Here is a 25,548-nt window from a genome sequence, read left to right as displayed (position 1 = left end):
CGCCAGGCACCGCCTTGATGGACAACTATCGCTACACCGGACGCAACCAGCGCGGCGAATTGATGCGCGGCAGCATCGAATCGGCGACTCCGGAGGCCGTCGCCGCCTGGCTGATGTCGACCGGCATTGCGCCGATCAGCATCACCGTCGAGCCGGACAAGCTGGCCGGCCAGCCGGAATGGCTGCGCAGGTTGCAGCGCATCGGCGCGCTGAAGCAGGACGACCTGCTGCTGCTGACCCGGCAACTGGGCACCATGGTCCGCGCCGGGATCCCGACGATGCAGGCACTCGCCAGCATCCAGCGCTCGACCGGCAACAAGGCGCTCGCCGAGGTGATGCGCGACATGCGTACCGACCTCGACAAGGGCGTCGACCTGAGCACCGCGATGTCGCGTCACCCGCAGTTGTTCAACGACTATTATGTCAATATGGTTCGCGTCGGCGAGAATTCCGGGCAACTCGAAGAGATCTTCCTGCGCCTGTTCAAGCAGATCGAATTCGAGAAGAACATGCGCAACAAGATCAAGAGTGCCTTGCGCTACCCGAGCTTCGTCATGGTCGCGATCGCCGCGGCGATCGCCACCGTCGCCGTGTTCGTCATCCCGACCTTCGCCAACCTGTTCAAGAGCATCAAGGTCGAACTCCCTCTACTGACGCGAATCCTGCTAGGCACTTCGGATTTCGCGCTCAAGTACTGGTTGCTGATCGTCGCTGCGATGGCCATCACCTATTACGCTGCGAAGCTCTTCGTCGCATCCGAAAAGGGCGGTTACGCCTGGGACCGCTTCAAGCTCAGGCTGCCGATCATCGGCAGCATTCTCAAGAAAGCCGCGCTGGCGCGCTTCTGCCGCAGCTTCGCCACCGCCTCCAGAAGCGGCGTGCCCCTGGTGCAAGCCTTCACGCTGGTCGCGCGCGTCGTCGACAATGCCTTCTACGCGGATCGCATCCTCACCATGCGTGAGGGCGTCGCCCGGGGCGAGAGCATCCTGCGTGTCGCGCGGACCGCGGAAATCTTCTCGCCGCTGGAATTGCAGATGATCGCCGTCGGCGAGGAAACCGGCGACATCGAAGGCATGCTCACCCAGGTCGCCGACGTCTATCAGGGCGAGGTCGAGTACGAGGTGGCGCGCCTCGGGGATGCGATCGAACCGATCCTGCTCGCCTTCATGGGCGTTCTCGTCGGCATCCTGCTGCTCGGCATCTTCCAGCCGCTGTGGGAGATGACGCAACTGGCCAGGCCGCGCTAAGGGGGTAAACGAAGCATGCCACTGACCCCCAGCCAACTGTCGCTGATCGGCGACGCGATCGCCGTCGCCGGCGCACTCGGCGGCATCGTCGGGACGCTGCTGCTGCTCGTCCCGGCGCCGTTCAGCAGCGACGCCCACCCGCTGAGCGCCTGGCTGCGCGCCGATCTCGGCACACTGCTCGACTGGCGGGTGAGCATCGAACGCCCGCTCTACCGGCATCACCGCAAGGTCGGCCCGCTGCTCACCGGCGCCGCGGTGCTCTGGATGTGGCTGCTCTACCAGCTGAACGCCGAACACCTGTCGGCGTCGTTCGGCGACCGGGGAGGCCTCGTCTTCGTCCTTCTCTGCTGGCTGCTGGCGCTGCTGGTGCTCGCCATCGGCGTCGTCATGCGCGTCCGCCCGAGTGCGCTGAAACCGATCGAGGCCCATGCCAACCGCTGGCTCGCGCCCGCGCCGCAACGTGAGGACACCGATCCCGGCGGGTTTTACGAGCAACTGCTCGACCGGCCGCGCACGACGGGCATCATCCTGCTCGCCGCCAGCGTCACCTGCCTCTGGCTCGGCACCCGGTTCGCCGGCTGAGCCGATCAGCGATGATTCTCCCGCGCCCCCGCCCGCGGCACGCAGGCTTCACCCTGATCGAGCTGATCATGGTCATCGTGCTGATCGCGATCCTGAGCGTCGTCGCCATCAGCAGGAGCAACTCGGTCTCCGATCTCACCCTGCAATCGCAAGCCGAGAAAATGGCCTCCGACCTGCGCCACACGCAGGCGCTGGCGACTTCACTGGGACGCAACCTGAGCTTTTCCGTCAGCCCGGGCAGCAACGGGACTTATCAGGTGAGTTGCACTCACGGCAGCACTTACACCTACAAACTCAGCGACGCCCCCTGCGACAGCGATCCGATCATCGACCCGGGAACGCGGCAAGCCTTCAAGGTCACCCTCGAGAAGGGCACCGTGCTCGGCGCGCTGCAAGGCACGACGCTGACTTTCGACACGCTGGGCAAGCCGAACGCCAGCCACAGCTATTCCCTCGCATCGTCCAAATGGACCATCTACGTCGGCGTCACCGCCGAAACCGGGCTGGCGGTCGTCTGCACTGCTGCCCCCTGTCCCTGAAATGGCCGCCACCCGCTTCGCCACAACGCGTGGTTTCACCCTGATCGAGTTGATCATCTCCATGGTCCTGCTCAGTATTGCCGCGACCACCGTCGTCATGCTCTCCGGCAACATCTTCAGGGGATTGCAGGAAAACCGCGACACCCTGGCCAAATCGCAACTGATGCAGGAGTGCTTCGAAACCCTGCTGGCCAAGGGCATGAAAAACGCTGAAGGAAAGACGGACTTCGCGGCCGTGACCGACACCTTTGCGCAGAGCGTTTGCAGTCAGATCACACTCCCCGGCTACAGCGCACCGACCGTCTCGGTGATGAGCGGACAGTCGGACGCGGCCAGCCCCTATACCCTCCCCGAGTGCCCCTACCGCACCAGCGACGGGAAGTCGTGCAAGCTGATCACGATCAGCCACGGCGAGCTCAAACCGATCCACCTGATGCTGGTGGAGCCCTGAAATGAACGCCCCGATCCGGCTCTCGCAGCGAACGGCAGTTCCCCGGTGCAGCCGCGGCTTCACGCTGCTCGAACTGATCATGGTCATCGTCCTGCTCGGCATCCTCGGTACCGTCGGCTCGACCATGTTCGCCGACAGCTACACGACCGGACGCTTGGTCAATGCCGAAAATGCAGCGGTTTCCAGGGCGCGTTATGCCATGGAGCGCCTGGCAAACGAGATACGCACGATCAAGTACGATGCCGGCCAGGGCCAATACCTCATTGCGACACCAGCCACCTTGCCCCCTCCGCCGACGCCGCCGACGCCAGCGCTCGCCCTCTGCCCGAGCAGCAGCTTCAGCTTCACCAACGATGCCGACGCGCCTGTGACGATCACTTGCAGCGGAACGACCCTGAGCCTCAACGGTCATACCTTGGTCGGCGACGTGAGCGTATTGGGGCTGAGCTTCCTTGATGAGGGCTTGACCCCGACATCCGACAAGAAAAAACTTCGTTACGTCCGGATCCACCTGACCGTCGCTCCCGCCGACGTCAAGGCCATCAACCAGCGAACGCTGGTTGCACTGAGGCTCACCAAATGAAAACCGTCGGCTGCCAACCCGCCTCTCGCCAACGCGGAATCGTTTCGGTGCTTCTGGTTATCGTCATGATCACGGTGGTGACGTTCGTGCTCGTGCAGACCTTCGTCATTTCCGGAACGTCGAGCAGCGACGACTCGCGGCAGCCGGCGCGGGTCGGCGCCCTGACGCTCGCCGAAAGCGGCCTGCAAGTGGCGACCACCAGGATCACGGCCGGTGTGGATGGCAGCGACGGCTTCGACAGCAGAACGAATTGCTGCATCGGCACGACGGGTTCGTGCCTGCCCCCGGGGCAACGGTTGCTGGTCGGCAACGACACCTTCGAGTACGTCTCGGTCGCTACCGAGCCTGCCGGCTGTACCAGCGGCTGTTACGCCTGCGCGGTCACCATCCGCGGCGAATCGGGAGAAAGCACAAGGACGGTCAAGAGCATCTACAAGATGTCGTCGATGGCTTTCTGCAAGGCGGCTAGCAACAAGGACTGCTCCAACCAGAAAGCGCCACCGCCCGTCTGGTGGCTGACCCTGCCCGGCCTGAGCACGCCCCCCGTCGGGATCGGCGTCTTCAACCTGGCGGCCGCCGGCAACGTGGGCTGCTGGAGCGGCGGCTGCCTTGCAGCAGGCGATCTTCGCTGGCAGCTATCCGACGGCAGCAGGATTTTCGGACTTGGCAATACGGTGCCGCAGACGACAGCCGAGACCTCCGTCTATCAGAGGCTGTCCGCCAATACCGACGTCGCCCAAACCGGCGCGCTGTTTCCGGGAGCCAACGGCAAGAGCCCGACCGTCGTCGGCGCCTATGCGGACATCAATACCACCAAGGGTAACGGAACGACCGGCAGCACCACCGATGGCGCCAGCCCCGATAACGCCGCAAGCTGGTGCTATCGGGATGGCAGCACACCCGCAGGCGACACGCTGATCCTCGGCTATTCGGCGCATGCAATCGGCACCAGTGCGACCGGGCAGTTGAAAGCGGGTGAGGTGTCGTTCAATACGATCCCCCTGGATTACATCGCCAAGTCGCCGCATCCGACGAACAAAGCGGCGGCCAACACGGTGTCTTCCGAACTCTGGTACAAGCACAATCCGGCCTACAGCTACGGGACGAGGATTCGCGGATCCATCAGGAATGGACAACCCGTGGAGGGCAACGTCACTGTTGACTTCATAAACAAAGCCGGATTTTGCGTGCTTAACGACCCGTCAGGAATCGTCGCCTCTTTTCAGGTTGGCGACAAGATAAGCACCGCTTCCAATCAAAACTGGTTCGACAACAACAGCCCCACGGCAACGATTACAACAATCACCAAGTCATACAGCGGCTGTGGCGGCAAGACCTATGTCATGACAAACCCAGTGGCAAAATCCGATGCCAAAGACAAGATAATCACTGCGAGCTTGATCACCTATATCGACAGGGAATTGGTCGTCGAGCAAATTATCGGTGGCGCGCCGATTGCATACGATGGCAGCGATTCTGTGCTGGTCGGCGTCGCGGGCATAACCAATACGCCAAAAATTATCAGCTATAAGGAAAAATTGCCCGATCAAGCTGTCCCAACGCCGGGCCACGAAGGGATCTATCTCTTGGACAGTTCCCCCAAGTTCCTGATCAATGGGATCCTCTCAGCCAAGGACGTGGCGAGCGGCACCCCGATGCTCATCGGTGGAGCGTTTGCCAGCGCGGGAAACACGGTCGTTTCCGTACCCAAAATTACAAAAGCTGCCGAATTACCGACGGTGGGAACCATCGTCGCCGTTCGTCTGGGGAACGCCTTGAGTATGGGTGCTTTTCAAGCCGGTACGAAGGTCATTACCGTCGATCCCTTGAATAAAACCTTCACGGTAGACAAGCCGATTCCGACCGCCCTCGTCGGCGCCGAAATCTGCGGCGGTACCTGCGCGCTGTTCGACCACTCCACGACAACGACCGGATTCCGGCTCGCCAGCAGCGCGCTTCCCAGCGGAACGGATTCCTGGGTTGCCGGCTTCACCTGCCTGGACAGCGCCGGGACACCGACTTCGCTCAACGCCGCGATTTCCATGGGGCGCACCTGGAGCGAGGTCGCGCAATAGCGGGACGCGGCCCGCTGCTCACCGCGCCGCAGCAGGCAGACGCTCCAGTGAGGCCAGCCAGTCGCGGCTGTGCGCTTCGACCTCGCCGCGCCAGCGCGCCGACGAGAAGGTGTGGTCGGCGTCGGCGAGCTCGACGCGGGTGACGCCGGCGCGCGCGAGCAGCGCCGACCATTCGGCGTCGGCGCTCGTCATCTCGACGAATTCCCGGGCCGTGTAGTCCTTGCCGCTGAGCAGGAGCAGCGTCTCGCCGGGGAAGTTGCGCAGCCCGCGCCGCATGCCTTGCTGGAAGCTGTGCGCGGCACCAGCGTCGGCGCCCTCCCCCTCTGCAGCACCCGCACGCCTTCGCGCACGCCGCAGGTTGCCTAGAAATCCGGCCAGCGCCTTGCCGACCGCGAGCTGGCCGGAGAGGAGCTTGCGCCAGAAAGCGGCCTGCAGCAGCCGCTGCCCGTAGTAGTGCTTGACCCGCGTCAGCGCCTGCGTCGCCGGCGAGCGCACCCAGGGGTTGAGCAGCACCAGCCCGCCGACGCGCGGGTCGCCGCTCGCGTCGAGGTAGAGCAGGCTGGCCGACGCGGCGTCGCACAGCCCCCAGAGGACGACGCGCCGCGTCTGCGGACAGGCGGCGCACAGGGCGTCGATGGCGGCGCCGATGTCCTCATTCACCTGCGTGAAATCACGCCGCTCGCCGCTGCTGTCGCCCATCCCGCGATAGTCGAAGCGCAACACCGGGTAGCCGGCGGTGGCGAGCGCCGCGGCGAGCAGGCGGAACTGGCGGTGGCTGCCGACGCGGTACTGCGGACCGCCGACGACGATGACGACGGCGGTCGTTGCCGCCTGTTCGGGCAGCGCGACGATGCCGAGCAGTTCGTCGCCGCCACAGCGGAAGACGAGCGGCTGTTCGGAGAACTTCATCGCCCCGACTCCTGGCCACACTCCTGACCACACTCCTTGCCGCACTGCTGGCCCCACTCCTGTCCGGACTCCAGGCTTTCCAGCCAGGCCAGGCTGGCGGCGATCAGTTCCGGCGCCTCCTCGACCTCGACCGTCTGCCAGAACGCGGGGCCGCGCACCACGTCGGCGTCGACCCGAATGCCTGCCGCCCGCAGTTGTTCGATGCGCTGCTGCGCGGCGGGTGAGAGCATCGCGCCCTCGCGCAGCGAAAGCTCCAGCCAGCCGACCCGGCCGACGCCATCAGGAGCCAGGCGCAGTTCGGCTTGCGCCAGCCCTTCGACCAAGTCGGGCGCAATCGCATAGCCTGCGATCTCGATCCGGCGACCGGCAGCCAGGTCCCGACGCCAGTCGGAAGCACCCGCAGCCGCGCTGCCGGCGAGTTCGCCGGCGAGCTTCAGGCGCAGCACTTGCTGCCAGTACTGCTTGCCCGAGAGGACAGGCTGCCAGAAGAGGAAATCGAGCGGCTCGGGCAGCAAGGGTGCCGCATCCGCCGCCAGCAGGCAACCCGCGCGCAGCCCCCACAGCGTCAGCGGGGCGTCGCTGCGCGCGCACAGCCAGGCGTGCGCGGCGAGCACGTCGTCGAGCCAGCCCTGCCAGCTGGCTTCGCCGAAGTCGCCGGAACTGTCGCCGCATCCGCAGAGGTCGATCTGCAGCACCTCGCAGCCGGCTGCGGCGAGTACGCGCGCCTGCACGGCCGCCATGCGCCGCGACTTGTTCATTTCCTCGCCGAAGGGAGGCAGGTAGAGCAGCGCCCGCCGCGCCGCGCCGCCCCGCGCCGGATGGTGGAGGCAGAAGCGCTGCCCCGTGGCGACGGGCAGGAAGAAGGGGTGCAAGCGCGGTCCCCGCCGGCTAGGCGGCCAGCTTGCCGTCGACGAAGCCGACCAACGAACCGACGGTGGCGAAGACCGCGCCGTCGATCTCGTCGTCGGCAATGGCGAAGCCGAAGCGCTCCTCCAGCGCGCCGATCAGGGCGACCACCGCCATCGAGTCCAGTTCCGGGATCGCGCCGAGCAGCGCGCTGTCGAGGGAAAACCCCGCGCTGCGCCCCTTGAGACTGAGCACCTCGTCGAGAAGCTGCAGCACTTCTTGTTTCGCATCCACGGCTATACTCCATAGGCATGTTCGCGGAATTCATTATAAGATCATAAGACCCGGCGCGGCGAGGAGCGCAGGGACATGAAAGCTCGACGTTTTCAGCCAACTCTTGCCGGAGCGGACACCGATGCGCGAAGCCACCCTGCTGCACGAGCTGATCGACCTCGCCGCCGCGCGCGACCCGGCTGCGACCGCGCTCACCGACGGCGACGCGGACATGAACTACGGGGCGCTGCACGAGGCGGTGCGCCGCTGCAGCGCCGGCCTGCTGGCGCTGGGCCTGCAGCGTGGCGAGCGCGTCGGCATCTACCTTGAAAAGCGCTTCGAGACGGTGATCGCCAGCTTCGGCGCCGCCGCTGCCGGCGGCGTCTTCGTCCCGCTCAATCCGCTGCTCAAGGCCGAGCAGGTCGCCTATATCCTGCGCGACTGCCAGGTGCGCGTGCTGCTGACCTCGCCCGAGCGCCTCGACCTCCTGCAGGCGGTGCTGGCGCAGAGCAGCGAGCTGCGCCATCTGGTGCTGCTCGATTCGACGCAGCCAGCACCGACGGCGGGCGGTACGCAGGTCTGCCGCTGGAGCGAGCTGCTCGCGCACAGCCCGGCGCCGGGGCACCGGGTGATCGATACCGACATGCTGGCGATCCTGTACACCTCGGGCAGCACCGGCAAGCCCAAGGGCGTCGTCCTTTCGCACCGCAACATGGTCGCAGGGGCCAAGAGCGTTGCCGGGTATCTGGAGAACGACGCCGAAGACACGCTGCTCGCCGCCCTGCCGCTCTCCTTCGACGCCGGCTTCAGCCAGCTGACGACCGCCTTCCATGTCGGCGCGCGCGTCGTCCTGCTCAACTACCTGCTGCCACGCGACGTGCTCAAGGCCATCGAGCGCGAACGGGTGAGCGGACTCACCGCGGTGCCGCCCCTCTACTTCCAGCTCGCCCGGCTGGACTGGCCGGCGTCGATCGGCGAGCACCTGCGCTACTTTGCCAATACCGGCGGACGGATGCCGCTGGAGACGCTGAAGGCCTTGCGCGCGAAACTGCCGCAGGCCAGGCCCTACCTGATGTACGGGCTGACCGAGGCGTTCCGTTCGACCTACCTGCCACCGGAGGAAATCGACCGCCGACCGGACTCGATCGGCAAGGCCATCCCCAACGCCGAGATCCTGGTACTGCGCGAGGACGGTTCGCCGTGCGCGGCCGACGAGCCCGGCGAACTCGTGCACCGCGGCGCGCTGGTTGGCATGGGCTACTGGAACAACCCGGAGAAGACCGGCGAGCGCTACAAGCCGCTGCCGGCGAACGTTCCGGGGCGCGAGCCGGGGCTGGTACTGCCCGAGATCGCCGTGTTCTCGGGCGACACGGTGCGCCGGGACGAGGAAGGATTCCTCTATTTCATCGGTCGCCGCGACGAGATGATCAAGACCTCGGGCTATCGTGTCAGCCCGACCGAGGTCGAGGAGGTCCTCTACGCCACCCGCCTCGTCGGCGAATGCGTCGCCTTCGGCATCGACGACGACCGCCTCGGCCAGTCGATCCAGGTGATCGCGACGCCGCCCCCCGGCGCCGAACTCGACGTCGCCGCCCTGATCGCCGAGTGTCGCCGGCGCATGCCGGCTTACATGGTCCCGGCAGGCGTCGAGGCGCACTCCGGTCCGCTGCCGCGCAACCCGAACGGCAAGATCGACCGCAAGACGCTGTCAACCGAATGGGTGGATCGACATGTCGGCTAGTGCGCCGCGCCCGCTGCCGGCGCATGCAGCGATGGACCAATTCACGGTCGCCGACGGCCAATTGCTGGTCGGCGGCATGCCGCTCGATCGCCTCGCTGCGCGCGCCGGCAGCACGCCGTTCTACGCCTACTCGCGCGGGCTGATCCGCGCGCGGGTCGCCGAACTGCGCGCGGTGCTGCCGGCGTCGGTGCAGCTGCACTACGCGATGAAGGCCAACCCGATGCCGGCGCTGGTCGGATTCATGGCGAGTCTGGTCGATGGCATCGACGTCGCCTCGGCGGGCGAACTGAAGACTGCGCTCGACGCCGGCGCCGCCCCGCGCGCGATCAGCTTTGCCGGACCGGGCAAGCGCACGGCGGAACTGCGCCAGGCCGTCGCGGCCGGGGTGCTGATCAACCTCGAATCCTTCCGCGAAGTCGACGAACTCGCGCGCATCGGCGCGGAACTGTGCTTGCCGGTGCGCGTCGCCGTGCGCATCAACCCCGACTTCGAACTGAAGGGCTCGGGCATGAGGATGGGCGGCGGGCCGAAGCAGTTCGGCGTCGATAGCGAACAGGTGCCCGCACTGCTCGCCGCGATCAGCTGCGCGGGCCTGCGCTTCGAAGGCTTTCACCTCTTCGCCGGCGCGCAGAACCTGAACGCCGAAGCCATCTGCGCCGCGCAGCAGCAGTCCTACGAGCTGGCGCTGCGCCTCTCGGCGCACGCCCCGTCGCCGCTACGCGTAGTCAATCTCGGCGGCGGTTTCGGCATCCCCTACTTTCCCGGCGAAGAGCGGCTCAATCTTTGCGCCATCGGCGAGAACCTGCAGCGCCTGGCCGCTCGCGCCGCCGCCGAGATGCCCGGCGCCGAACTGGTCATCGAACTCGGGCGTTACCTGGTCGGTGAGGCGGGGATCTACGTCGCCCGCGTCATCGAGCGCAAGGTCTCGCGTGGCCAGACCTATCTCATCGTCGATGGCGGGCTGCATCACCACCTGTCGGCCTCCGGCAATTTCGGCCAGGTGATCCGCAAGAACTATCCGGTCGCCATCGGCAACCGCATGGACGCCGGCAGCCGCGAGCTCGTCTCGGTGGTCGGCCCCTTATGCACGCCGCTCGACCTGCTGGCAGAGCGCATGCTGCTGCCGGCGGCGCAAGCGGGCGACCTCTTCGTGATCTTCCAGTCCGGCGCCTACGGCGCCAGCGCCAGCCCGCAAGGCTTTCTCGGGCATCCGCAGGCGCTGGAACTGCTGCTCTGAGGCCAGGCGCGCACGCGGGCGCAGCGCTGCCGGCGCTCGCGCGGCTGGCGGCGCTGCAGCAGAGCGGCCGCGCCGCTGCTCAATCGACTTACATATTCGGGGTCGATCCCCTACAATGCAAAAATCTCATGGCATATGCCATGGGCGAGTTCATGCATGCTTCCGGTGGTCGCCACCTGCTCGACCGAGGTGTTCCCGAATGCTCATGTTCAGGAAAGCGGAAGCGTTTCGATGCCATGCAGCAGCTCGCGCACTTCATGCGCAAGCTCGCGTTTGACACTAGCGAGGGCACATGATGGAAGCACCAAGCAATGGACTGTCCTGGTTCGTCGAGATGCTGAACCAGGTGTTCGGCCGCCTGGTCCCGGACTACCGTACGATGATGGCGACGGAGACGCGCCGCGTACTCGTCTTCGGCACGGGAAGCAAGGCGCTGCGCGTCAAGCAGGTGCTCGAGAGCTGCGGTCCTTCGACGCAGATCGCCGGGTTCTGCTTCAGCCCCAACGAGAGCGAGGTCGCGGTCCCGCACGAACTGATCGTCCCTCGCCACCAGTCGGTCGTCGACACGGCGAAGGCGCTGCAGGTGGACGAGATCATCGTCGCGGTCTCCGAACGACGCGGCGGCGCGATGCCCTTGCGCGAACTGCTCGACTGCAAACTCCAGGGCATCCGCGTGCTCGACATGGCCAGCCACTTCGAGGCGAATCTCGGCCAGATTCGACTCGAGTCGCTCTACGCGGGGTGGCTGATCTTCGGCGACGGCTTCCGGCAGGGCCGCCTGCGTTCCACCCTCAAGCGGCTGTCGGACATCGTTTGCGCCTCGATCCTGCTCGCCCTTGCCTGGCCGGTCATGCTCCTTACCGCGCTGGCCATCGTCGTCGAGGACGGTTTCCCGATCCTCTACCGGCAGCAACGGGTCGGGCGCAACGGACGACTCTTCGACGTCATCAAGTTCCGCAGCATGCGTCGCGACGCCGAGAAGGGAGGCCAGGCCGTCTGGGCGAAAGCGCACGACGAGCGCGTCACCCGGGTGGGCAGGATCATTCGCAAGCTGCGCATCGACGAGCTGCCACAACTCTACAGCGTGCTCAAGGGCGAGATGAGCATGGTCGGCCCGCGTCCGGAGCGTCCGTTCTTCGTCGACCAGCTGACCAGGGAAATTCCGTTCTACGCGGTCCGCCACAGCGTCAAGCCCGGCGTCACCGGTTGGGCGCAGGTTCGCCACCACTACGGCGGGAGCGTCGAGGAGTCGGCGGAAAAGCTCCAGTACGACCTCTTCTACGTCAAGAACCATTCTCTGTATCTCGACCTGATGATCCTCGTGGCGACGATCGGTGTCGTGCTCACCGGCAAGGGTGCCCAGTAAGCGTCACCGCGATCATCGCAGGCCCTCGCCCAAAACACATCCTTCCGGACCATGCTCTCCGAATCCGCAACACTGGTAGTCGCCAGCCACGCGCTGGCCGCGGCGGCCTATGCACTGCTCGCAGCCTACCTGCTCTTCCTCGGCCGCGCCTGGCGGCGCGGAGTCCGTCCCGTCGCGCTGCTGATCGCCGTCGTCCTCTCGGCACTCTGGGGCGGGCTCACCTCGATGGCCATGGCCGCGCTCGATCCGCTGTTCGCGCCGGCGGCAGCGCTGCTCGACCTGCTGCGGCAATCCGCCTGGTACGCCTTCTTGCTCCTGCTGCTGGTGCCGCAAGGCAAGCTGCGCGCGCTCCTGGCACGGCAAGCGCTGTGGGCACCCGTTGCCTGCACACTGCTGGTCGTCGGCGGCGTAGCCCTGCAATTCTCGACCGCCCAGGGACTCCTTGCCACCGAACTCGGCTGGCGCGCGTCGCTGTTTCAGCGCCTGGCGATGCCGCTGCTGGCGCTGCTGCTGATCGAACAGCTGTTGCGCACGGTGAGGGAGGATTCCCGCTGGCACATCAAGCCGCTCTGTCTCGGTCTCGGCGCGCAGTTCGCCTTCGATGTCTACCTCTTTGCCGATGCCCTGATGTTCGGCCGGATCGACGATGACGCGCTGATCGTTCGCGGCGTGGTCCATGCCCTGAGCGTCCCGCTGCTTGCCGTCGCCGCGCTGCGCAGTCGCGACTGGACGTCGAGGATCCGCCTCTCGCGGAAGGCGGTTTTCCATTCGGCAACCCTGCTCATCGCCGGCCTCTATCTGCTGTTCATGGCCGGGGTCGGCTATTACGTCCGCTACTTCGGTGGCTCCTGGGGGCGCGCCCTGCAGTTGGCGCTCGTCTGCGCCGCGATCCTGGTCCTGGGCATGCTCGCCGTTTCGGGTTCGATGCGCGCCAAACTGCGCGTCATCATCGGCAAGCACCTGTTCACCTATCGCTACGATTATCGTGAAGAGTGGCTGCGCTTCACACAGACTCTGTCCGCACAGGATTCTCCACAGGCGATGGGCGAGCACGTCATCCGCGGTCTGGCCAACATGGTCGAAAGCCCCGCCGGCGTATTGTGGTTGCGCGACCTCAACAACGAGAACTACTCGCAGACCGCCCGCTGGAACATGCCGGAAAACACTGCGCAGGAAAGCGCCGACGGCAGCCTCGTCCGCTTCCTGCTGGACAGCGGCTGGGTTGTCAATCTCGAAGAGTATCGCTCGCACCGCAGCCGTTACCGCGATTTCGAGGTCCCGGAATGGCTGTCGCAGATGAGCAACGCCTGGCTGGTCGTTCCGCTGATGGTCGGCAAGGAACTGGCCGGCTTCGTGATCCTCGCCAGTTCGCGGACGGCGATCGACGTCAATTGGGAAGTCAACGACCTCTTGCGCACCGCAGGCTGCCAGGCAGCGGGCTTCCTGACCAAGATGCAGGCCACCGAGGCGCTGCTCGAGGCCAGGAAATTCGACGCCTTCAACAAGATGTCGGCCTTCGTCGTGCACGATCTCAAGAACATCATGACCCAGCTGTCGCTGATGCTGAAGAATGCCGAGCGCCACCGCGGCAATCCCGAGTTTCAGGAAGACATGCTGATGACCGTGGAAAACTCGGTCGATCGCATGCGGCAACTCATGGCGCAGTTGCGCGAAGGGGCGACGCCATCGGGAAGAGCCTGCGGCGTCTTCCTGCCCGAGATCATCGAGCACATCCGCTCGGCAAAGATGAAGCAGGGCCGGGTGGTGGCGACGACCGTCCACGACCGGCTGTCGGCCATCGGCCACGCCGATCGCCTGGAGCGCGTCATCGGCCATCTGGTGCAGAACGCGCTCGATGCCACGCCATCCGAGGGCAGTGTCTGGATAGCACTGGCAAGGCGCGGCGAGCACGCCGCGCTGGAAGTCGGCGACAGCGGAAAAGGCATGACAAATGATTTTATTCGTGAGAGACTTTTCAAGCCTTTCCAGAGCACGAAGAACACGGGGATGGGAATCGGCGCCTACGAGAGTGCGCAATACGTCCGTGAGCTGGGAGGAGAAATTCTGGTCGACAGCGAAGTCGATCGCGGCACCCGCATCACCCTGATGCTGCCGCTCCACGAGCTACACAGCGAAGCCGCGCCGGCTGCCAGGGAGGCTGCATGAACTCGGAGAAGCTTCGTCCGCTGCTGATCGTCGAGGATGACCCGGCGCTGCAAAAGCAGATGCGCTGGTCGTTAGACCGCTTCGAAGCCTTGACCGCCGGCGACCGTGAAAGCGCGCTCGCGCAGATCCACCGCCACAACCCCGCGGTCGTCACCATGGACCTGGGGCTCCCGCCTGACCCCGATTCGGCGTCCGAGGGCTTCCGCCTGCTCGAACAGCTCCTGTCGATCGCGCCGGACACCAAGGTGATCGTCCTTACCGGACAGAACGATCGGACCAACGCGCTGCGCGCGATCGAACTGGGTGCCTACGATTTCTTCGCCAAGCCCTTCGAACCCGAGCTCTTGCTGCTGACCATCGAGCGCGCGTTCCGCCTGCACGACCTGCAGGAGGAAAACCGGCGCCTGCGTGCCAGCCAGCACCCGGCCGCGCTGTCCGGACTGCTGACCCGCTCGCCGCAGATGCTGCGCCTGTGCCGGACGATCGAGAAGATCGCCCAGAGCAACGCGACCGTCCTCCTGCTCGGCGAAAGCGGCACCGGCAAGGAGGTGCTCGCGCGCGGCCTGCACGAGGCGTCGCCGCGCAAGAACGGTCGTTTTGTCGCCATCAACTGCGCTGCGATTCCCGACAACCTGCTCGAAAGCGAGCTCTTCGGCTACGAAAAAGGCGCCTTCACCGGCGCCGCCAAGACGACGCCGGGGAAGATCGAAAGCGCCAACGGCGGCACGCTGCTGCTCGACGAGATCGGCGACCTGCCGCATTCGCTGCAGGCCAAGCTGCTGCGCTTCCTGCAGGAGCGGACCGTCGAGCACATCGGCGGCAGGCACGAAATCCCCGTCGACGTGCGCATCGTCTGCGCCACCCATCAGGAACTGCCCGCCCTGATCAAGGCCGGCCAGTTCCGCGAGGACCTCTTCTATCGGCTCGCCGAGATCGAGATCAACATCCCGCCGCTGCGCGACCGTGAGGGCGACCCCTCCCTGCTCGCCCACGCCTTCGTCCGCCGCTTCTGTGTCGAACAGAACAGGACGGGGATGACGATCACCGAAGAGGCGATCCGCGCGATCGAGTCGCACAGCTGGCCCGGCAACGTCCGTGAACTCGAGAACTGCATCAAACGCGCGGTCATCATGGCCGAAAGCACGCAGATCTCCCGCGACGACCTGAACATCGCCAGCGTGGCAGAGAACGATCGAGGCTTCATCGACCTGCGCCGGATCCGCGAAGACGCCGAACGCAAGGCCATCGTCACCGCCCTCGGTCGCACCGACGGCAACCTGCTCCGCACCGCCGAGATCCTCGGCATCAGCCGCCCGACCCTGTATGACCTCATGCACCGTCTGGGCATCAAGTAAGGCCAAAACCGAGAAAGGAATCCCATGAACAAGCCCGCTTCGAGCCTTGCTGCAAGCCTCGGCATGCTGTTGACCGCCGCCTTGCTCGGCGCCTGCGGAGGCGAGAGCGCAGACGCGCTGCTCGCCTCCAGCAAGGACTTCCTGGCCAGGAACGACAACAAGTCGGCCGTGATCCAGTTGAAGAACGCACTGCAGAAGGACCCCAAGATCGCCGAAGCGCGTTTCCTTCTCGGCAAGGCGCTGCTCGACAGCGGCGACGTAGCCGGTGCCGAGGTCGAATTGCGCAAGGCGCTCGAACTCAAGTACCCGAACGCAGAAGCCGTCCCCCTGCTGGCCCAGGCGCTCATCGCCAGCGGCCAGGCGAAGAAGCTCACCGACGAATTCGCGACGACCGAGCTCCCCGGCGGCGAGCCGTCGGCAAAACTCAAGACCCTGCTGAGCGTCGCCTATGCGCTCCAGGGGCAGCGCGAGCAAGCGGAGCAAGCCCTCGACGCAGCACTCGCTGCGCAACCCGACTATGCGCCGGCGAAACTGGCCGACGCCCGGAGAAAGGCGGCCGGCCAGAAGCCCGACGAGGCACTGGCGATCGTCGACGAAGTACTGGCCAGGAACGCGCAGGACCACGAAGCGCTGCTGCTCAAGGGATCCTTGCTCGCCTTCAAGGGCGACCAGGAAGGCGCACTGGCCTTGTACCGCAAGGCCAGCGAAGTGAAGCCCGATTACCTGCCCGCCCGTTCGGCGCTCATCGGCAGCCTGTTCGCGCGGCAGGAACTCGAGCAAGCCAGCACCCAGATCGAGGCCATGAAGAAGCTGGCGCCGAACAATCCGCAGACGATTTATTTCGACGCGCAGGCTAACTATCAGCGCAAGGATTACAAGGCAGCACGCGAACTGACGCAGCAACTGCTCAAGATCGCACCGAATGCGACGAACGGGCTGCAGTTGGCCGGTGCGGTCGAATTCCAGTTGCGTTCGTACGCGCAGGCCGAGACTTACCTCAGCCAGGCCCTGAAGCAGCAGCCGGGACTCGTGCTGGCGCGTAAACTGCTGATCGCCAGCTATCTGCGCACCGGGCAACCGGCCAAGGCGCTGGCCACGCTGGAGCCCGTTCGCGAGCTGATCGGCAAGGATTCCGCCTTCCTGACGCTGGCCGGCGAGACATACCTGCAGAACGGCGATGCCGACAAGGCCGCCGACTACTTTGCCAGGGCGAGCAAGCTCGAACCTGAAGACGCGCGCAAGAAGACCGCGCTGTCGATCGCCCACATGGCACAAGGCAACAGCGGTGCGGCGCTCGAGGAATTGCAGCAGATTGCGCTCTCCGACAAGGGCACCATCGCCGACCTGGTCCTGATCAGCACCTACCTGCGCAGCAAGCAGCCGGACAAAGCGCTGAAGGCGATCGCCAGCCTGGAAAAGAAGGACCCCGACAATCCCGCCACCCACAATCTGCGCGGACTCGCGCTGCTCGCCAAGCAGGACATCCCCGCTGCCAGGCAGAGCTTCGCCAAGGCGCTTGCGCTCAAGCCGACCTTCTTCCCGGCGGCCGCGAGCCTCGCCGCGCTCGACCTGCGCGACAAGAAGCCTGAGGATGCACGCAAGCGTTTCGAGTCGGTGCTCGCCGCCGATCCCAGGAATGTCCGGGCGCTGCTCGCACTCGCCGAACTGAAGGCCAGCGGCGGTGGCACGACGGCAGAGGTCGCCGGATTGATCGACAAGGCGATCACCGCCAACGGCAGTGACGTCGGCGCGCGACTGAGCCTCGTCCAGTACTACCTGAGCCGGAAGGAAAACAAGAAGGCACTCACCGCGGCCAGCGAAGCCGCTGCGGCCATTCCCGACAGTCCCGAGATCCTCGACGCACTCGGGCGCACGCAGCAGATTGCCGGCGACACCAACCAGGCGCTCGTCACTTACGGCAAACTCGCCGCGCTGCAACCGGCTTCGCCGCTGGCGCAAATGCGCATGGCCGACATTCACCTGGCAGGCAAGAATCCTGACGAAGCCGGCAAGAGCCTGCAGGCGGCGCTGGCGATCAAGCCGGACCTGCTCGAAGCCCAGCGTGGATTGATCCTGCTGGCGCTGGAGGCGAAGAAGCCCGAGCAAGCGCTAGTCGTCGCCCGCGAGGTGCAGAAACAACGACCGAAGGAAGCTGTCGGTTTCGCGCTCGAAGGCGACATCCACGCTGCCGCGAAGCAGTGGCCGGAAGCCATCGCTTCCTACCGCAGCGCGCTCAAGCTGACGCTGGTACCCGAACTCGCGATCAAGCTCTACTCGTCGCTGATCGCTTCCGGCAATGCGGCTGAAGCCGAGAAGATGGCCGCGACCTGGCGCAAGGAGCAACCGAAGGATGTCGCGCTGCGCGCGCACCAAGGCGACCTCGCCATCGCGCGCAAGGATTACGCACTGGCTGCGCAACACTATCGCGCGGCGCTCGCCATCCAGCCGAACAATGCCTTGCTGCTCAACAACCTCGCCTGGGTGAGCGGACAGATGAAGGAGGCGAAGGCGATCGAATATGCTGAAAAGGCCAACCAGCTCGCGCCCAACCAGCCCGCCTTCATGGACACCCTCGCCGTACTGCTCGCGCAGAAGGGCGAATCGGCAAAGGCAATCGAACTCCTGCGCCAGGCGCTCTCGCTCGCGCCTGAGGCCGCGTCGATTCAGCTGAACCTCGCCAAGACCCTGATCGGCGCCGGCAAGAAGGCCGAAGCGAAGAAGGAACTCGACGCGCTGGCCAAGCTCGGCGACAAGTTCGGCGGGCAGGCCGAAGTGAGCAGCTTGCAGAAGCAGCTCTGAGCGAACTCGCGTGCCGATCGGGTCCAGCCATGAAGCCAGCGCGCCCCAATCCCGCCAGCGCCGCGCTCCTGTTCGCCCTGCTCGTCGGCGCGCTGCCGGCGGCAGCCGCTAACGATTCCGGCACACAGGCAGCGGCACTGCGGGTGGAGGCGCGCAGCTTCGAGCATGGCGAAGGGGTGGCGCGTGACCCGGCCCGGGCCATCGAGCTGTATTGCGCAGCCGCCCGTCTCGGCGACATCGAAGCGCAATACAGCCTCGGCTGGATCTACGCCAATGCGCGCGGTGTTCCGCGCGACGACGCTATGGCCGCGCACTTCTTCGCGCTCGCAGCCCGAAGCGGCGATCCCCTCGCGCAGCGCATGCTGCGCCAGGTGGGCGAGCCGAGCGGGGATCCTCCGGCGTGCCTCAGGGACCCGGATGACGAAGAGATCGACGCGCAGGGCGACGACGATCCGCCGCCCGCGCAACGCGAAATCATCGGCATGCTGCGGCGCATCGCCCCCGAATACGGCGTCCATCCACGACTGGCGATGGCCATCGTGCGCAGCGAGTCCAACTTCAACCACGCCGCCCTGTCACCGAAGAATGCGCAGGGCCTGATGCAGCTGATTCCCGAAACGGCAGAGCGCTTCAAGGTCAGCAAACCCTTCGATCCCGAGCAGAACATCCGCGGTGGCCTTTCCTACCTGCGCTGGCTGCTCGCCTATTTCCGCGGCGACGTGAAGCTCGTCGCCGCCGCCTACAATGCCGGCGAGGGCGCAGTCGAACGCTACCGCGGCATCCCACCCTACCCCGAGACACGCGATTACGTGCAGCGCATCCGCACGCTGTTCAAACGCGACGAGCATCCCTACGACCCGGCGGTCACCGCGCCCTCGCCGGAACTCCAGCGCATCTCCGCGCGCAGGCTGCTGTGAAACCCGTCCTTCACACGCTCCTCGCGTTCGCCGCCGCCCTGCTCGGCCTGGCAAGCGGAGCCGCGCACGCCGGGATGAGCGACACCATCGAGTTCGTCAAGCCCTCGGTCGTCGTCGTCGGTACCTACAGGAAGACCGACAGCCCGCAGTTCGTGCTGCGCGGCACCGGCTTCGTCGTCGCCAACGGCAGGCTCGTCGCCACCAACGCGCACGTCCTGCCCGAGGACGCGGGCCCCGATGCACCGGAACTGGTCATCGAGGCGCGCAACGCCAGGGGAGACAGTGAAATCCGGCGCGCTCGCGTCGCCAGCCGTGACCGGGCCCATGACCTCGCGCTGATCCGGATCGAAGGCCCCGCCCTTCCCGCGCTGAAACTGCTCGATTCCGACAGCGTCCGCGAGGGCCAGTCGATCGGCTTTACCGGCTTCCCGATCGGCGGCGCGCTGGGCTTTTCACGCGTGACCCATCGCGGCATGATTTCCTCGATCACGCCGATCGCCCTGCCCGCCGGCAATGCGCGGCAAATCAACGAAAAACTGCTCCGCCAACTGAAGAGCGGCGCCTTCCGCATCTTCCAGCTCGACGCGACGGCCTACCCGGGCAACAGCGGCAGCCCGGTGTTCGACCTCGACAGCGGCGAAGTCCTCGGCGTCATCAACATGGTCTTCGTCAAGGGCAGCAAGGAAGCCGCGCTCACCAACCCCTCCGGAATCAGCTACGCGATACCGGCCAATTACCTGGCCGAGCTGATCCGGCAGGTCGAGCAGGCGGAAACGCGCTAGTCCTGGCACCGACACAGGAGGCATTGCCCATCCATTCGCGGGGACACCACCAGCACCATCTGGTTGTCCGAAGCAGCAGCGGCGCCGGGCTCAGCCGCTAGCGACGGGATTAGGGTGGTGTACATAGAAAGTGCATTCTTTGCTGACCAGAACATTTTGTCGGGCAAGAAGAACTGGACCCGGATCCTCGTTCATGAAATGGCGCATGTGGAACTCGGCGTGGATGATTTTCGCTACGCCCACAACGTACTGGGGATGAAACCGGAGAAGAACAACTTCAGTACGAAGACATGCCTGAACAATGCCGAGAGCTGGGCGTTTTTTGCAGCAGATTGTGCGGGGGCCTTGGACGATGGGCTCCGGGGCAGAGTTCTGAAATGAGCTTCAGTGTACAGCACCGACTTCTGACCGCCGGTTTCATTGCCATGAGAATGACCACGGAAGCCCTTGCTGGAAGTCTGCCCCTGCCCCCGAAACGAAGGAGAAACCCATGTCCGGTCTCTCATCCAGCCGTCCTCTGGTAGCATGGGTCGCCCCAGTGACCATCGGCGCCGTGCGCTACGAGCCGACGATCCAGACGACGACTCCCGGCCCGGAGCACGCTCCCGGCGTACTCGGCGCCTACGATGCAAGCACGGGCGTCCGTCTGTGGACGCTCAAGGTATCCGCACCTGTCGTCGATCAGCGCCTCGAATCCGATACGCAAGAAGACCATATCAGGACATTGACCGAATCGCCCGACGGCAAGTTGCAGATCGTCACCGAAACCGGTCGTCGCTACGAAGTTGATCCAGCCACGAGATGCGTACGCTCCTTGCCGTAGGGCGGGTCAGTGCGGGGCCCACGCCTGACGCGAGCGGCTGTTCAAGCTGCCCGGTCCTCGCGCAAGACCAGCTTCAGGCGCAAGACTCTGCCGCTTCCAGCAAACTGAACTTCCGACGACGAGCACAGTCGTGACGTGGCTCACAAGCTTGTCAGCTTGCGATCACTGCCGAGCCCATCGCATCCGTAGCGACGAGAACGGCCCAGCGCGAGGAGGGCGAAAGCGAACAGCGTGAGCGTGGCAGGTTCGGGAACCGCCCGCGTGAACTCGCTGGCCAGCAGCGCGTGCGCCGCCGTGGTCGGATGGAAGTCGTCGAAAAACAGGTAGCCGTCACAAGGCGCCAAGTCGAAGCAGTAGTCACTCACGTTGCTGAAACCGTAGGCCGCCGGGTTGGCGACCACCGACCTGAACAGGGCAGCCGTGTCGTAGAAGACGATGTCCGGCGACAGTGCGGCCAGCGACGCCGCGAGTTGTGCATTGAACTCGTCGGCAAACGCAGTGGCGCCCGCCGCGATCGACGGGCCAAGCCCGCTGAAATAAGGAGTGAGGCCAAGATCAGGCATCCCCGGCACCAGGATGTTGCTCACGCCCAAGGACAGCAATCCGCCGACGATTCCGAGCTCGTTGGCTACGGCTCTGCCGATGATGGCATCGGGCATGAGATCCAGAGGCGACGGGGCCAGCCAGTCATTCGGACCGCCCCAGACGACGAAGAGTCCGCTCGTCAGATAGGAAGGGTCGAGGGACCCGACCGACGCTGACAGCGAGGGTGCCGTGATCGCGTACATCGTCTGCATGCCCGGCAGTCCGGCAAAGCCCGGACTGGTCACCGTTCCGTTGTCGGCGTAGTTGCCGAGTCCCGTGGTGGCGCCGATCCATGCAAAATCGACCAGCGGAGCCCCCCCTGCGATGCTGCCAGATACTCGACGGCAACGGGCCCGTTCGAGCGCCTGCCCGCGTAGTAAGGATCGACAGGAAGACCCGTCGCCGCAAAAAGATTGCCGTTGTCCGACAGGCTGTCCCCATAGACGGTCAGCGAACTGTAAGCGGCGGCAGAGACATTGCTCGTGAGCGCGAAGAGCGAGAGCAGGATGGCAGCCCCCGTCATCGACAGCCGGCGTATCCACTGTGTCGTCTTCATGATTGCCCCCCGGTTTGCGCAAGACCTTCCCGTGAAAGCAAGCAACAATCGCTCCGGCGACATCGAATCCCATGAATTCAGTGCCTTGAACGAATCCCTCGGTCCTTGCGCAGGCGCACTGTAAGCTTTGTCGACAGCAGGGGCTCCTGCAGGCAGGGCAGCAGGCTGCCGGCCAGCACCATCATGTGCCAGATCCCGTGCACAGCGGGGGCCAGTGGCGGCCGTCTGCGCAGGATGGGCATGCCAAGCGTGGCCCGCCGAGCTGATTCCCGGTGGGAAAAACGCCTCCTTGCCCTGAGAATGCGACCTACCCGCTCATCGAGTCAAGGAAACGCCCCGTTGCCGGGGCGGTCGCTGTTTGCGAAAAGAGGGATCCTGAACTTTCTAGTAGCGGGCGTCTGCCGGCTTCGGATCCTTCGGCCAGTCATTGACCTTTTCCGGGAAGTCCGGGCGCGGCTGGTGGCTGAAGTATTCGGCAACGTCGACTGCTTCCTGGTCCGAGAGTCCCCCCTGGCCGAGCGGGAATTTTCCGTGGAAGCCTATCGGCATGTTGCGTTTGACGAAGGCGGCGGCCGTATAGGTACGGGCCATGCCGGCACCGATGTTGAAGGACTCATCCCCCCAGAGCGGCGGGTAGACCATCTTGCCGGCCGCATTCCTCAGGCCTTCGCCGTTCTCGCCGTGGCAGATCGCGCATTGCTCGGCATACACCTTCTTGCCATTCTCGCTATCCGGCTTGAGCGAGCGGTCGATCTTGCCGACGCCGCGCCCTGGCACCTTGTCTTCCGGTTTGGTTTCGCCCTTCATCCAGTCGAAGTAGGCGACCATGGCCTTCATCTCGGGCGAATCTTTGGGCAGCGGCTTGCCGTTCATCGAGCGCTTGAAGCAGCCGTTGATGCGGTCTTCCAGCACGATCATGCGCCCGGCACGCGGTGCGTAGCTCGGGAAGAAGGCCGAAACGCCGACATAGGGGGAACCATCAGCCACTGTGCCGGCATTCAGGTGGCAACTCGTGCAATTGAGCTGATCGCCGACATGTCCGGGCAACAGATCTTTGGTTTCCAGGTTGAGGCGCATGCCGCGGACCAATTGGTCGGCATTGGCTGCTTTGAGCATGTCGGCCAGGCGCGGTGTTTCAAACTTGCTCGAATCCGTGGTCTTGGGATCGAGTTCGGCGCGCATCCTGGTCACCAGTGATTTTTCCACAACTGGCGCACCGTCACCCCAGCTGGCGCGGACGAAGCTGAGGATCTCGGCGAGTTCATCGTCGCTCAAGCGGGCAAAGGCAGGCATGGCGAAGACGCGCGGATGGGTTGCCGTTGGCGCGGTTTGACCTCCGGTCAACATGATATGTATCAGGGTCGAAGCATCCTTCGACATGACCGTCGGATTGCCGGCCAGGGTCGGGAAGATCTTGTCGACACCGCCGCCATCGGCGCGGTGGCAGTCGCCGCAGAATTGGATATAGCCAAGGCCTCCGCGCGTGGTGAACAGCGTGTCCGGGACATGGGCGGCAACCATCGGTTTTGCTGCGCCGGCCGGCATCGGTTTGTCGTACGGTCCGGGAGGCAGTGACTTGAGATAGGTAGCGACAGCTGTCAGGTCGCTTTCCTTGAAGTGCTGGGTGCTGTGCGTGATGACTTCGGTCATGTTGCCCGAGGCGGTCGCAAAGCGATTGCGACCGCTCTTCAGGAACAGGACCGTGTCCTCGACGGTCCATAGGTTACGCAGGCTGAGCGCACGCCAGGATTCGACGGTTTCACCCGCCAGGAAGTAATTGCCTTTCGCACCGGCGTCGCTCATGGCCTTTTCCTGGAAGAACAGGCCCCGCGGCGTGTGGCAGGCACCGCAGTGGCCGAGGCCCTGAACCAGGTAGGCGCCCCGGTTCCAGGTTTCATCCTTGCTCGCGTTCGGCTGGAAAGGTGTTTCGTCGAGGAACAGCCAGTTCCAGATGGCCAGTGCCCAGCGCATGCTGAACGGCCAGTGCATCTCGTCGGGCTTGTTGGCTTGCTTGACCGGTGACAGGCCCCGCATCAGGTAGGCGTAGAGGGCTTGCATGTCTTCCCCCGTCATTTTTGCGTAAGACGGGTAAGGCATGGCCGGATAAAGCTTGTGACCGTCGGCGGCAATGCCCTTGCGCATGGCGCGGTCGAATTGCTCGAAGCTGTAGTTGCCGATCCCGGTATCGCGGTCTGGCGTGATGTTGGTCGAGTATAGCTTGCCGAACGGAGTTTCCAGGGCGCGACCGCCGGCCATTTCCGTTCCCTTGTCTGTCGTATGGCAGGCAACGCAGTCGCCCAGGCGAGCCAGGTAACGGCCGCGTTCGACTTGTGCATCGCTGGATGCAACAGCCTGCCCAATCATGCCGAGCAGCGCGCTGCCGAAGAGCAGGATGGCGCCAAGGCCTTGTCGCAAGGCCTTGCCACGGCGGCCTGCCGAGGACGCCGGGCGCTTTCCCTCTGCTGGAATCAGACGTTTGAACATGCTTCCCCCCCAGGGCTTCCGCACTCGCCTAGCATAACGGCTTGATTCTCAGCATGTTCATTCTCAGGTCATCATCCCAGGCAGCACCCTTGCGCTTCAAACGCAGACTCGCCTTTCGCGTGTCCGCCTTGTTGGCGCGGATGATGTTCAGAGCCATCTTGCGAAGTAGCGACAGATTCTGCGGCGCGTGGTCCGTGCGCAGCGTGCTGGCGTCTTCGCCGAAGCTGACGTCCAGCGTCCAATGAAGCCGATTCTCCACCGCCCAGTGCGCCCGCACCGCGTGGGCCAGCGCCTCGGCGCTCAGCGTGCGCGAACTGATGTAGTAGCGACGCTCGAGCCCGGATTCCTTGCCGTCGACAATCCGGATCGAGTCGATGCGGCCGATCGTTGCGCATTTAGGCCAGTCTGCCGGATCGACGATCCCCTTGGCAGGCAGCACCGAAGCGATCTGGCCGACTATGCGTCCGTGCGAGCGCTCGACCAGACTGTCGCGGTCGACCGATTCGACACCGTGCTGACCGATGAAGGCGGCTTCGATCGCGGCATGCAGTGTGGGCTGATTGCCTTTGACCATCAGCAGGTAGTCGCCCTTCTGCGCAACAATCTGTTTGGCAATGCTTTTCTGGCATCCCATTGCATCGATGCTGACGAGCAGGCCCTTGATGTCCAGCGTCTGGAGCAGCTCGGGAATGGCGCTGATCTCGTTACTCTTGGTGGCTACCTTTTCCTGTCCGAGCACGACCCCCAACGCGGTTGCAAATGCGCTGACCATGTGGATGGCCGACTCGCCCGCACTCCCAGAGCCGCGCACTGTCTTGCCGTCGATGGCGATCGTGCCAACTTGGTGACCTTCTTCGGCCAGCGCGCCCACGACATCCCCCACCCAGCGCCGGAATGCTGCTTCGAACTGCTTCGGGTTCAGCGCGCGAAGGATCCGAAGGAAGGTTTCCTCGGACGGGATGCCGTTCTTGAGAACCAAAAAGCGACGCAGCCACGCTTCCTTCGATTGCGCCCAGAAGGCGATGTCTTCGACGGTGTCACAGTCCGAGAGCACGGCGGCGATCATGATCACCAGGATCTCCCGGAAGTCGTGAAGGGTGCCGTTGCTGGGCTTGCGTGGGTCATCGATTTCGGACAGACACTCCATCAGGCAGCCCCCTTCCGTCGCTCTCATGCGCTTGGCTCAAAGGCACGGAGTAGATGCGATTTTGAGAAAGGTTGCAAGATGAAGC

23 protein-coding genes are annotated in these 25,548 nt (G+C 64.9%); 16 read left to right on the top strand and 7 right to left on the bottom strand.

Annotated features, from left to right (window positions below; translation table 11 throughout):
• Positions 1-17 precede the first annotated feature (17 nt).
• From CCR84_RS01355 to CCR84_RS01330, 6 genes are read left to right on the top strand one after another with little or no spacing between them, the layout of a single operon-like run.
• On the top strand, positions 18-1,247 hold the full coding sequence (locus CCR84_RS01355; protein ID WP_201209144.1) for a type II secretion system F family protein: 1,230 nt from the start codon (positions 18-20) through the stop codon (positions 1,245-1,247).
• A gap of 15 nt (positions 1,248-1,262) precedes the next feature.
• A complete protein-coding gene (locus tag CCR84_RS01350) occupies positions 1,263-1,829 on the top strand; it encodes a hypothetical protein (RefSeq protein WP_201209143.1) in 567 nt (188 codons plus the stop codon).
• 11 nt (positions 1,830-1,840) lie between these two features.
• On the top strand, positions 1,841-2,368 hold the full coding sequence (locus tag CCR84_RS01345; protein WP_201209142.1) for a pilus assembly FimT family protein: 528 nt from the start codon (positions 1,841-1,843) through the stop codon (positions 2,366-2,368).
• A gap of 1 nt (position 2,369) precedes the next feature.
• Complete coding sequence (locus tag CCR84_RS01340; protein ID WP_201209141.1) at positions 2,370-2,819, top strand: type IV pilus modification PilV family protein; 450 nt, start codon at positions 2,370-2,372, stop codon at positions 2,817-2,819.
• 1 nt (position 2,820) lies between these two features.
• The gene (locus tag CCR84_RS01335) at positions 2,821-3,402 is read left to right on the top strand and encodes a pilus assembly FimT family protein (RefSeq protein ID WP_201209140.1); all 582 of its coding nucleotides are present in this window, start codon (positions 2,821-2,823) and stop codon (positions 3,400-3,402) included.
• Positions 3,399-5,477: a hypothetical protein gene (locus tag CCR84_RS01330; protein ID WP_201209139.1), complete on the top strand. Its 2,079-nt coding sequence runs from the start codon at positions 3,399-3,401 to the stop codon at positions 5,475-5,477. The genes CCR84_RS01335 and CCR84_RS01330 overlap by 4 nt, the downstream gene beginning before the upstream one ends.
• Positions 5,478-5,495: 18 nt before the next feature.
• On the opposite strand, the gene CCR84_RS01325 is transcribed toward CCR84_RS01330, so the two are convergent.
• From CCR84_RS01325 to CCR84_RS01315, 3 genes are read right to left on the bottom strand one after another with little or no spacing between them, the layout of a single operon-like run.
• Entirely contained in the window at positions 5,496-6,386 is an 891-nt protein-coding gene (locus CCR84_RS01325; RefSeq protein ID WP_201209138.1) for a hydrolase 1, exosortase A system-associated, read from the bottom strand.
• On the bottom strand, positions 6,383-7,258 hold the full coding sequence (locus CCR84_RS01320) for a hydrolase 2, exosortase A system-associated (RefSeq protein ID WP_201209137.1): 876 nt from the start codon (positions 7,256-7,258) through the stop codon (positions 6,383-6,385). The genes CCR84_RS01325 and CCR84_RS01320 overlap by 4 nt, the downstream gene beginning before the upstream one ends.
• Before the next feature lie 16 nt (positions 7,259-7,274).
• Entirely contained in the window at positions 7,275-7,526 is a 252-nt protein-coding gene (locus CCR84_RS01315) for a phosphopantetheine-binding protein (RefSeq protein ID WP_201209136.1), read from the bottom strand.
• Between the two features lie 121 nt (positions 7,527-7,647).
• Between CCR84_RS01315 and CCR84_RS01310 the strand changes: the two genes are divergently transcribed.
• From CCR84_RS01310 to CCR84_RS01265, 10 genes are all read left to right on the top strand, one after another.
• Complete coding sequence (locus tag CCR84_RS01310) at positions 7,648-9,246, top strand: acyl-CoA ligase (AMP-forming), exosortase A system-associated (RefSeq protein WP_201209135.1); 1,599 nt, start codon at positions 7,648-7,650, stop codon at positions 9,244-9,246.
• Complete coding sequence (locus CCR84_RS01305) at positions 9,236-10,483, top strand: pyridoxal-dependent decarboxylase, exosortase A system-associated (protein ID WP_201209134.1); 1,248 nt, start codon at positions 9,236-9,238, stop codon at positions 10,481-10,483. Before CCR84_RS01310 ends, CCR84_RS01305 begins: the two co-directional genes overlap by 11 nt.
• A gap of 292 nt (positions 10,484-10,775) precedes the next feature.
• On the top strand, positions 10,776-11,849 hold the full coding sequence (locus tag CCR84_RS01300) for a TIGR03013 family XrtA/PEP-CTERM system glycosyltransferase (RefSeq protein WP_201209133.1): 1,074 nt from the start codon (positions 10,776-10,778) through the stop codon (positions 11,847-11,849).
• Positions 11,850-11,900: 51 nt separating this feature from the next.
• Complete coding sequence (gene prsK / locus CCR84_RS01295) at positions 11,901-14,015, top strand: XrtA/PEP-CTERM system histidine kinase PrsK (protein WP_201209132.1); 2,115 nt, start codon at positions 11,901-11,903, stop codon at positions 14,013-14,015.
• Complete coding sequence (gene prsR / locus CCR84_RS01290; protein ID WP_201209131.1) at positions 14,012-15,370, top strand: PEP-CTERM-box response regulator transcription factor; 1,359 nt, start codon at positions 14,012-14,014, stop codon at positions 15,368-15,370. The genes prsK and prsR overlap by 4 nt, the downstream gene beginning before the upstream one ends.
• 24 nt (positions 15,371-15,394) lie before the next feature.
• Positions 15,395-18,169 carry an XrtA/PEP-CTERM system TPR-repeat protein PrsT gene (prsT, locus tag CCR84_RS01285; RefSeq protein WP_201209130.1) on the top strand — a complete coding sequence of 925 codons (2,775 nt, stop codon included), beginning with the start codon at positions 15,395-15,397 and terminating at the stop codon, positions 18,167-18,169.
• A 29-nt stretch (positions 18,170-18,198) separates the two neighbouring features.
• Positions 18,199-19,086, top strand: coding sequence for a transglycosylase SLT domain-containing protein (locus CCR84_RS01280; protein WP_201209129.1), 888 nt, complete (start codon positions 18,199-18,201; stop codon positions 19,084-19,086).
• Positions 19,083-19,868 (top strand): S1 family peptidase, encoded by a 786-nt coding sequence (locus tag CCR84_RS01275; RefSeq protein WP_338052541.1) that lies wholly within the window; start codon positions 19,083-19,085, stop codon positions 19,866-19,868. Before CCR84_RS01280 ends, CCR84_RS01275 begins: the two co-directional genes overlap by 4 nt.
• Before the next feature lie 117 nt (positions 19,869-19,985).
• Entirely contained in the window at positions 19,986-20,249 is a 264-nt protein-coding gene (locus CCR84_RS01270; RefSeq protein ID WP_201209128.1) for a M35 family metallo-endopeptidase, read from the top strand.
• A gap of 109 nt (positions 20,250-20,358) precedes the next feature.
• Positions 20,359-20,691, top strand: a complete 333-nt coding sequence (locus tag CCR84_RS01265; RefSeq protein ID WP_201209127.1) for a hypothetical protein — start codon at positions 20,359-20,361, stop codon at positions 20,689-20,691.
• A gap of 140 nt (positions 20,692-20,831) precedes the next feature.
• Here CCR84_RS01265 and CCR84_RS01260 read toward each other — a convergent pair whose 3' ends face one another.
• The 4 genes from CCR84_RS01260 to CCR84_RS01245 all read right to left on the bottom strand — a co-directional run bounded on the left by CCR84_RS01260 (position 20,832) and on the right by CCR84_RS01245 (position 25,463).
• On the bottom strand, positions 20,832-21,479 hold the full coding sequence (locus CCR84_RS01260) for an SGNH/GDSL hydrolase family protein (protein ID WP_201209126.1): 648 nt from the start codon (positions 21,477-21,479) through the stop codon (positions 20,832-20,834).
• Positions 21,480-21,517: 38 nt separating this feature from the next.
• Positions 21,518-21,832 carry an SGNH/GDSL hydrolase family protein gene (locus CCR84_RS01255; protein WP_201209125.1) on the bottom strand — a complete coding sequence of 105 codons (315 nt, stop codon included), beginning with the start codon at positions 21,830-21,832 and terminating at the stop codon, positions 21,518-21,520.
• Positions 21,833-22,216: 384 nt separating this feature from the next.
• Positions 22,217-24,316: a c-type cytochrome gene (locus tag CCR84_RS01250; RefSeq protein WP_201209124.1), complete on the bottom strand. Its 2,100-nt coding sequence runs from the start codon at positions 24,314-24,316 to the stop codon at positions 22,217-22,219.
• 28 nt (positions 24,317-24,344) lie between these two features.
• The gene (locus CCR84_RS01245; protein WP_201209123.1) at positions 24,345-25,463 is read right to left on the bottom strand and encodes an ISAs1 family transposase; all 1,119 of its coding nucleotides are present in this window, start codon (positions 25,461-25,463) and stop codon (positions 24,345-24,347) included.
• Positions 25,464-25,548 lie beyond the last annotated feature (85 nt).

It is taken from the genome of Rhodocyclus purpureus (assembly GCF_016653115.1).
GTDB lineage: Bacteria > Pseudomonadota > Gammaproteobacteria > Burkholderiales > Rhodocyclaceae > Rhodocyclus > Rhodocyclus purpureus.
This window is presented reverse-complemented; position numbering and strand designations above follow the sequence as displayed.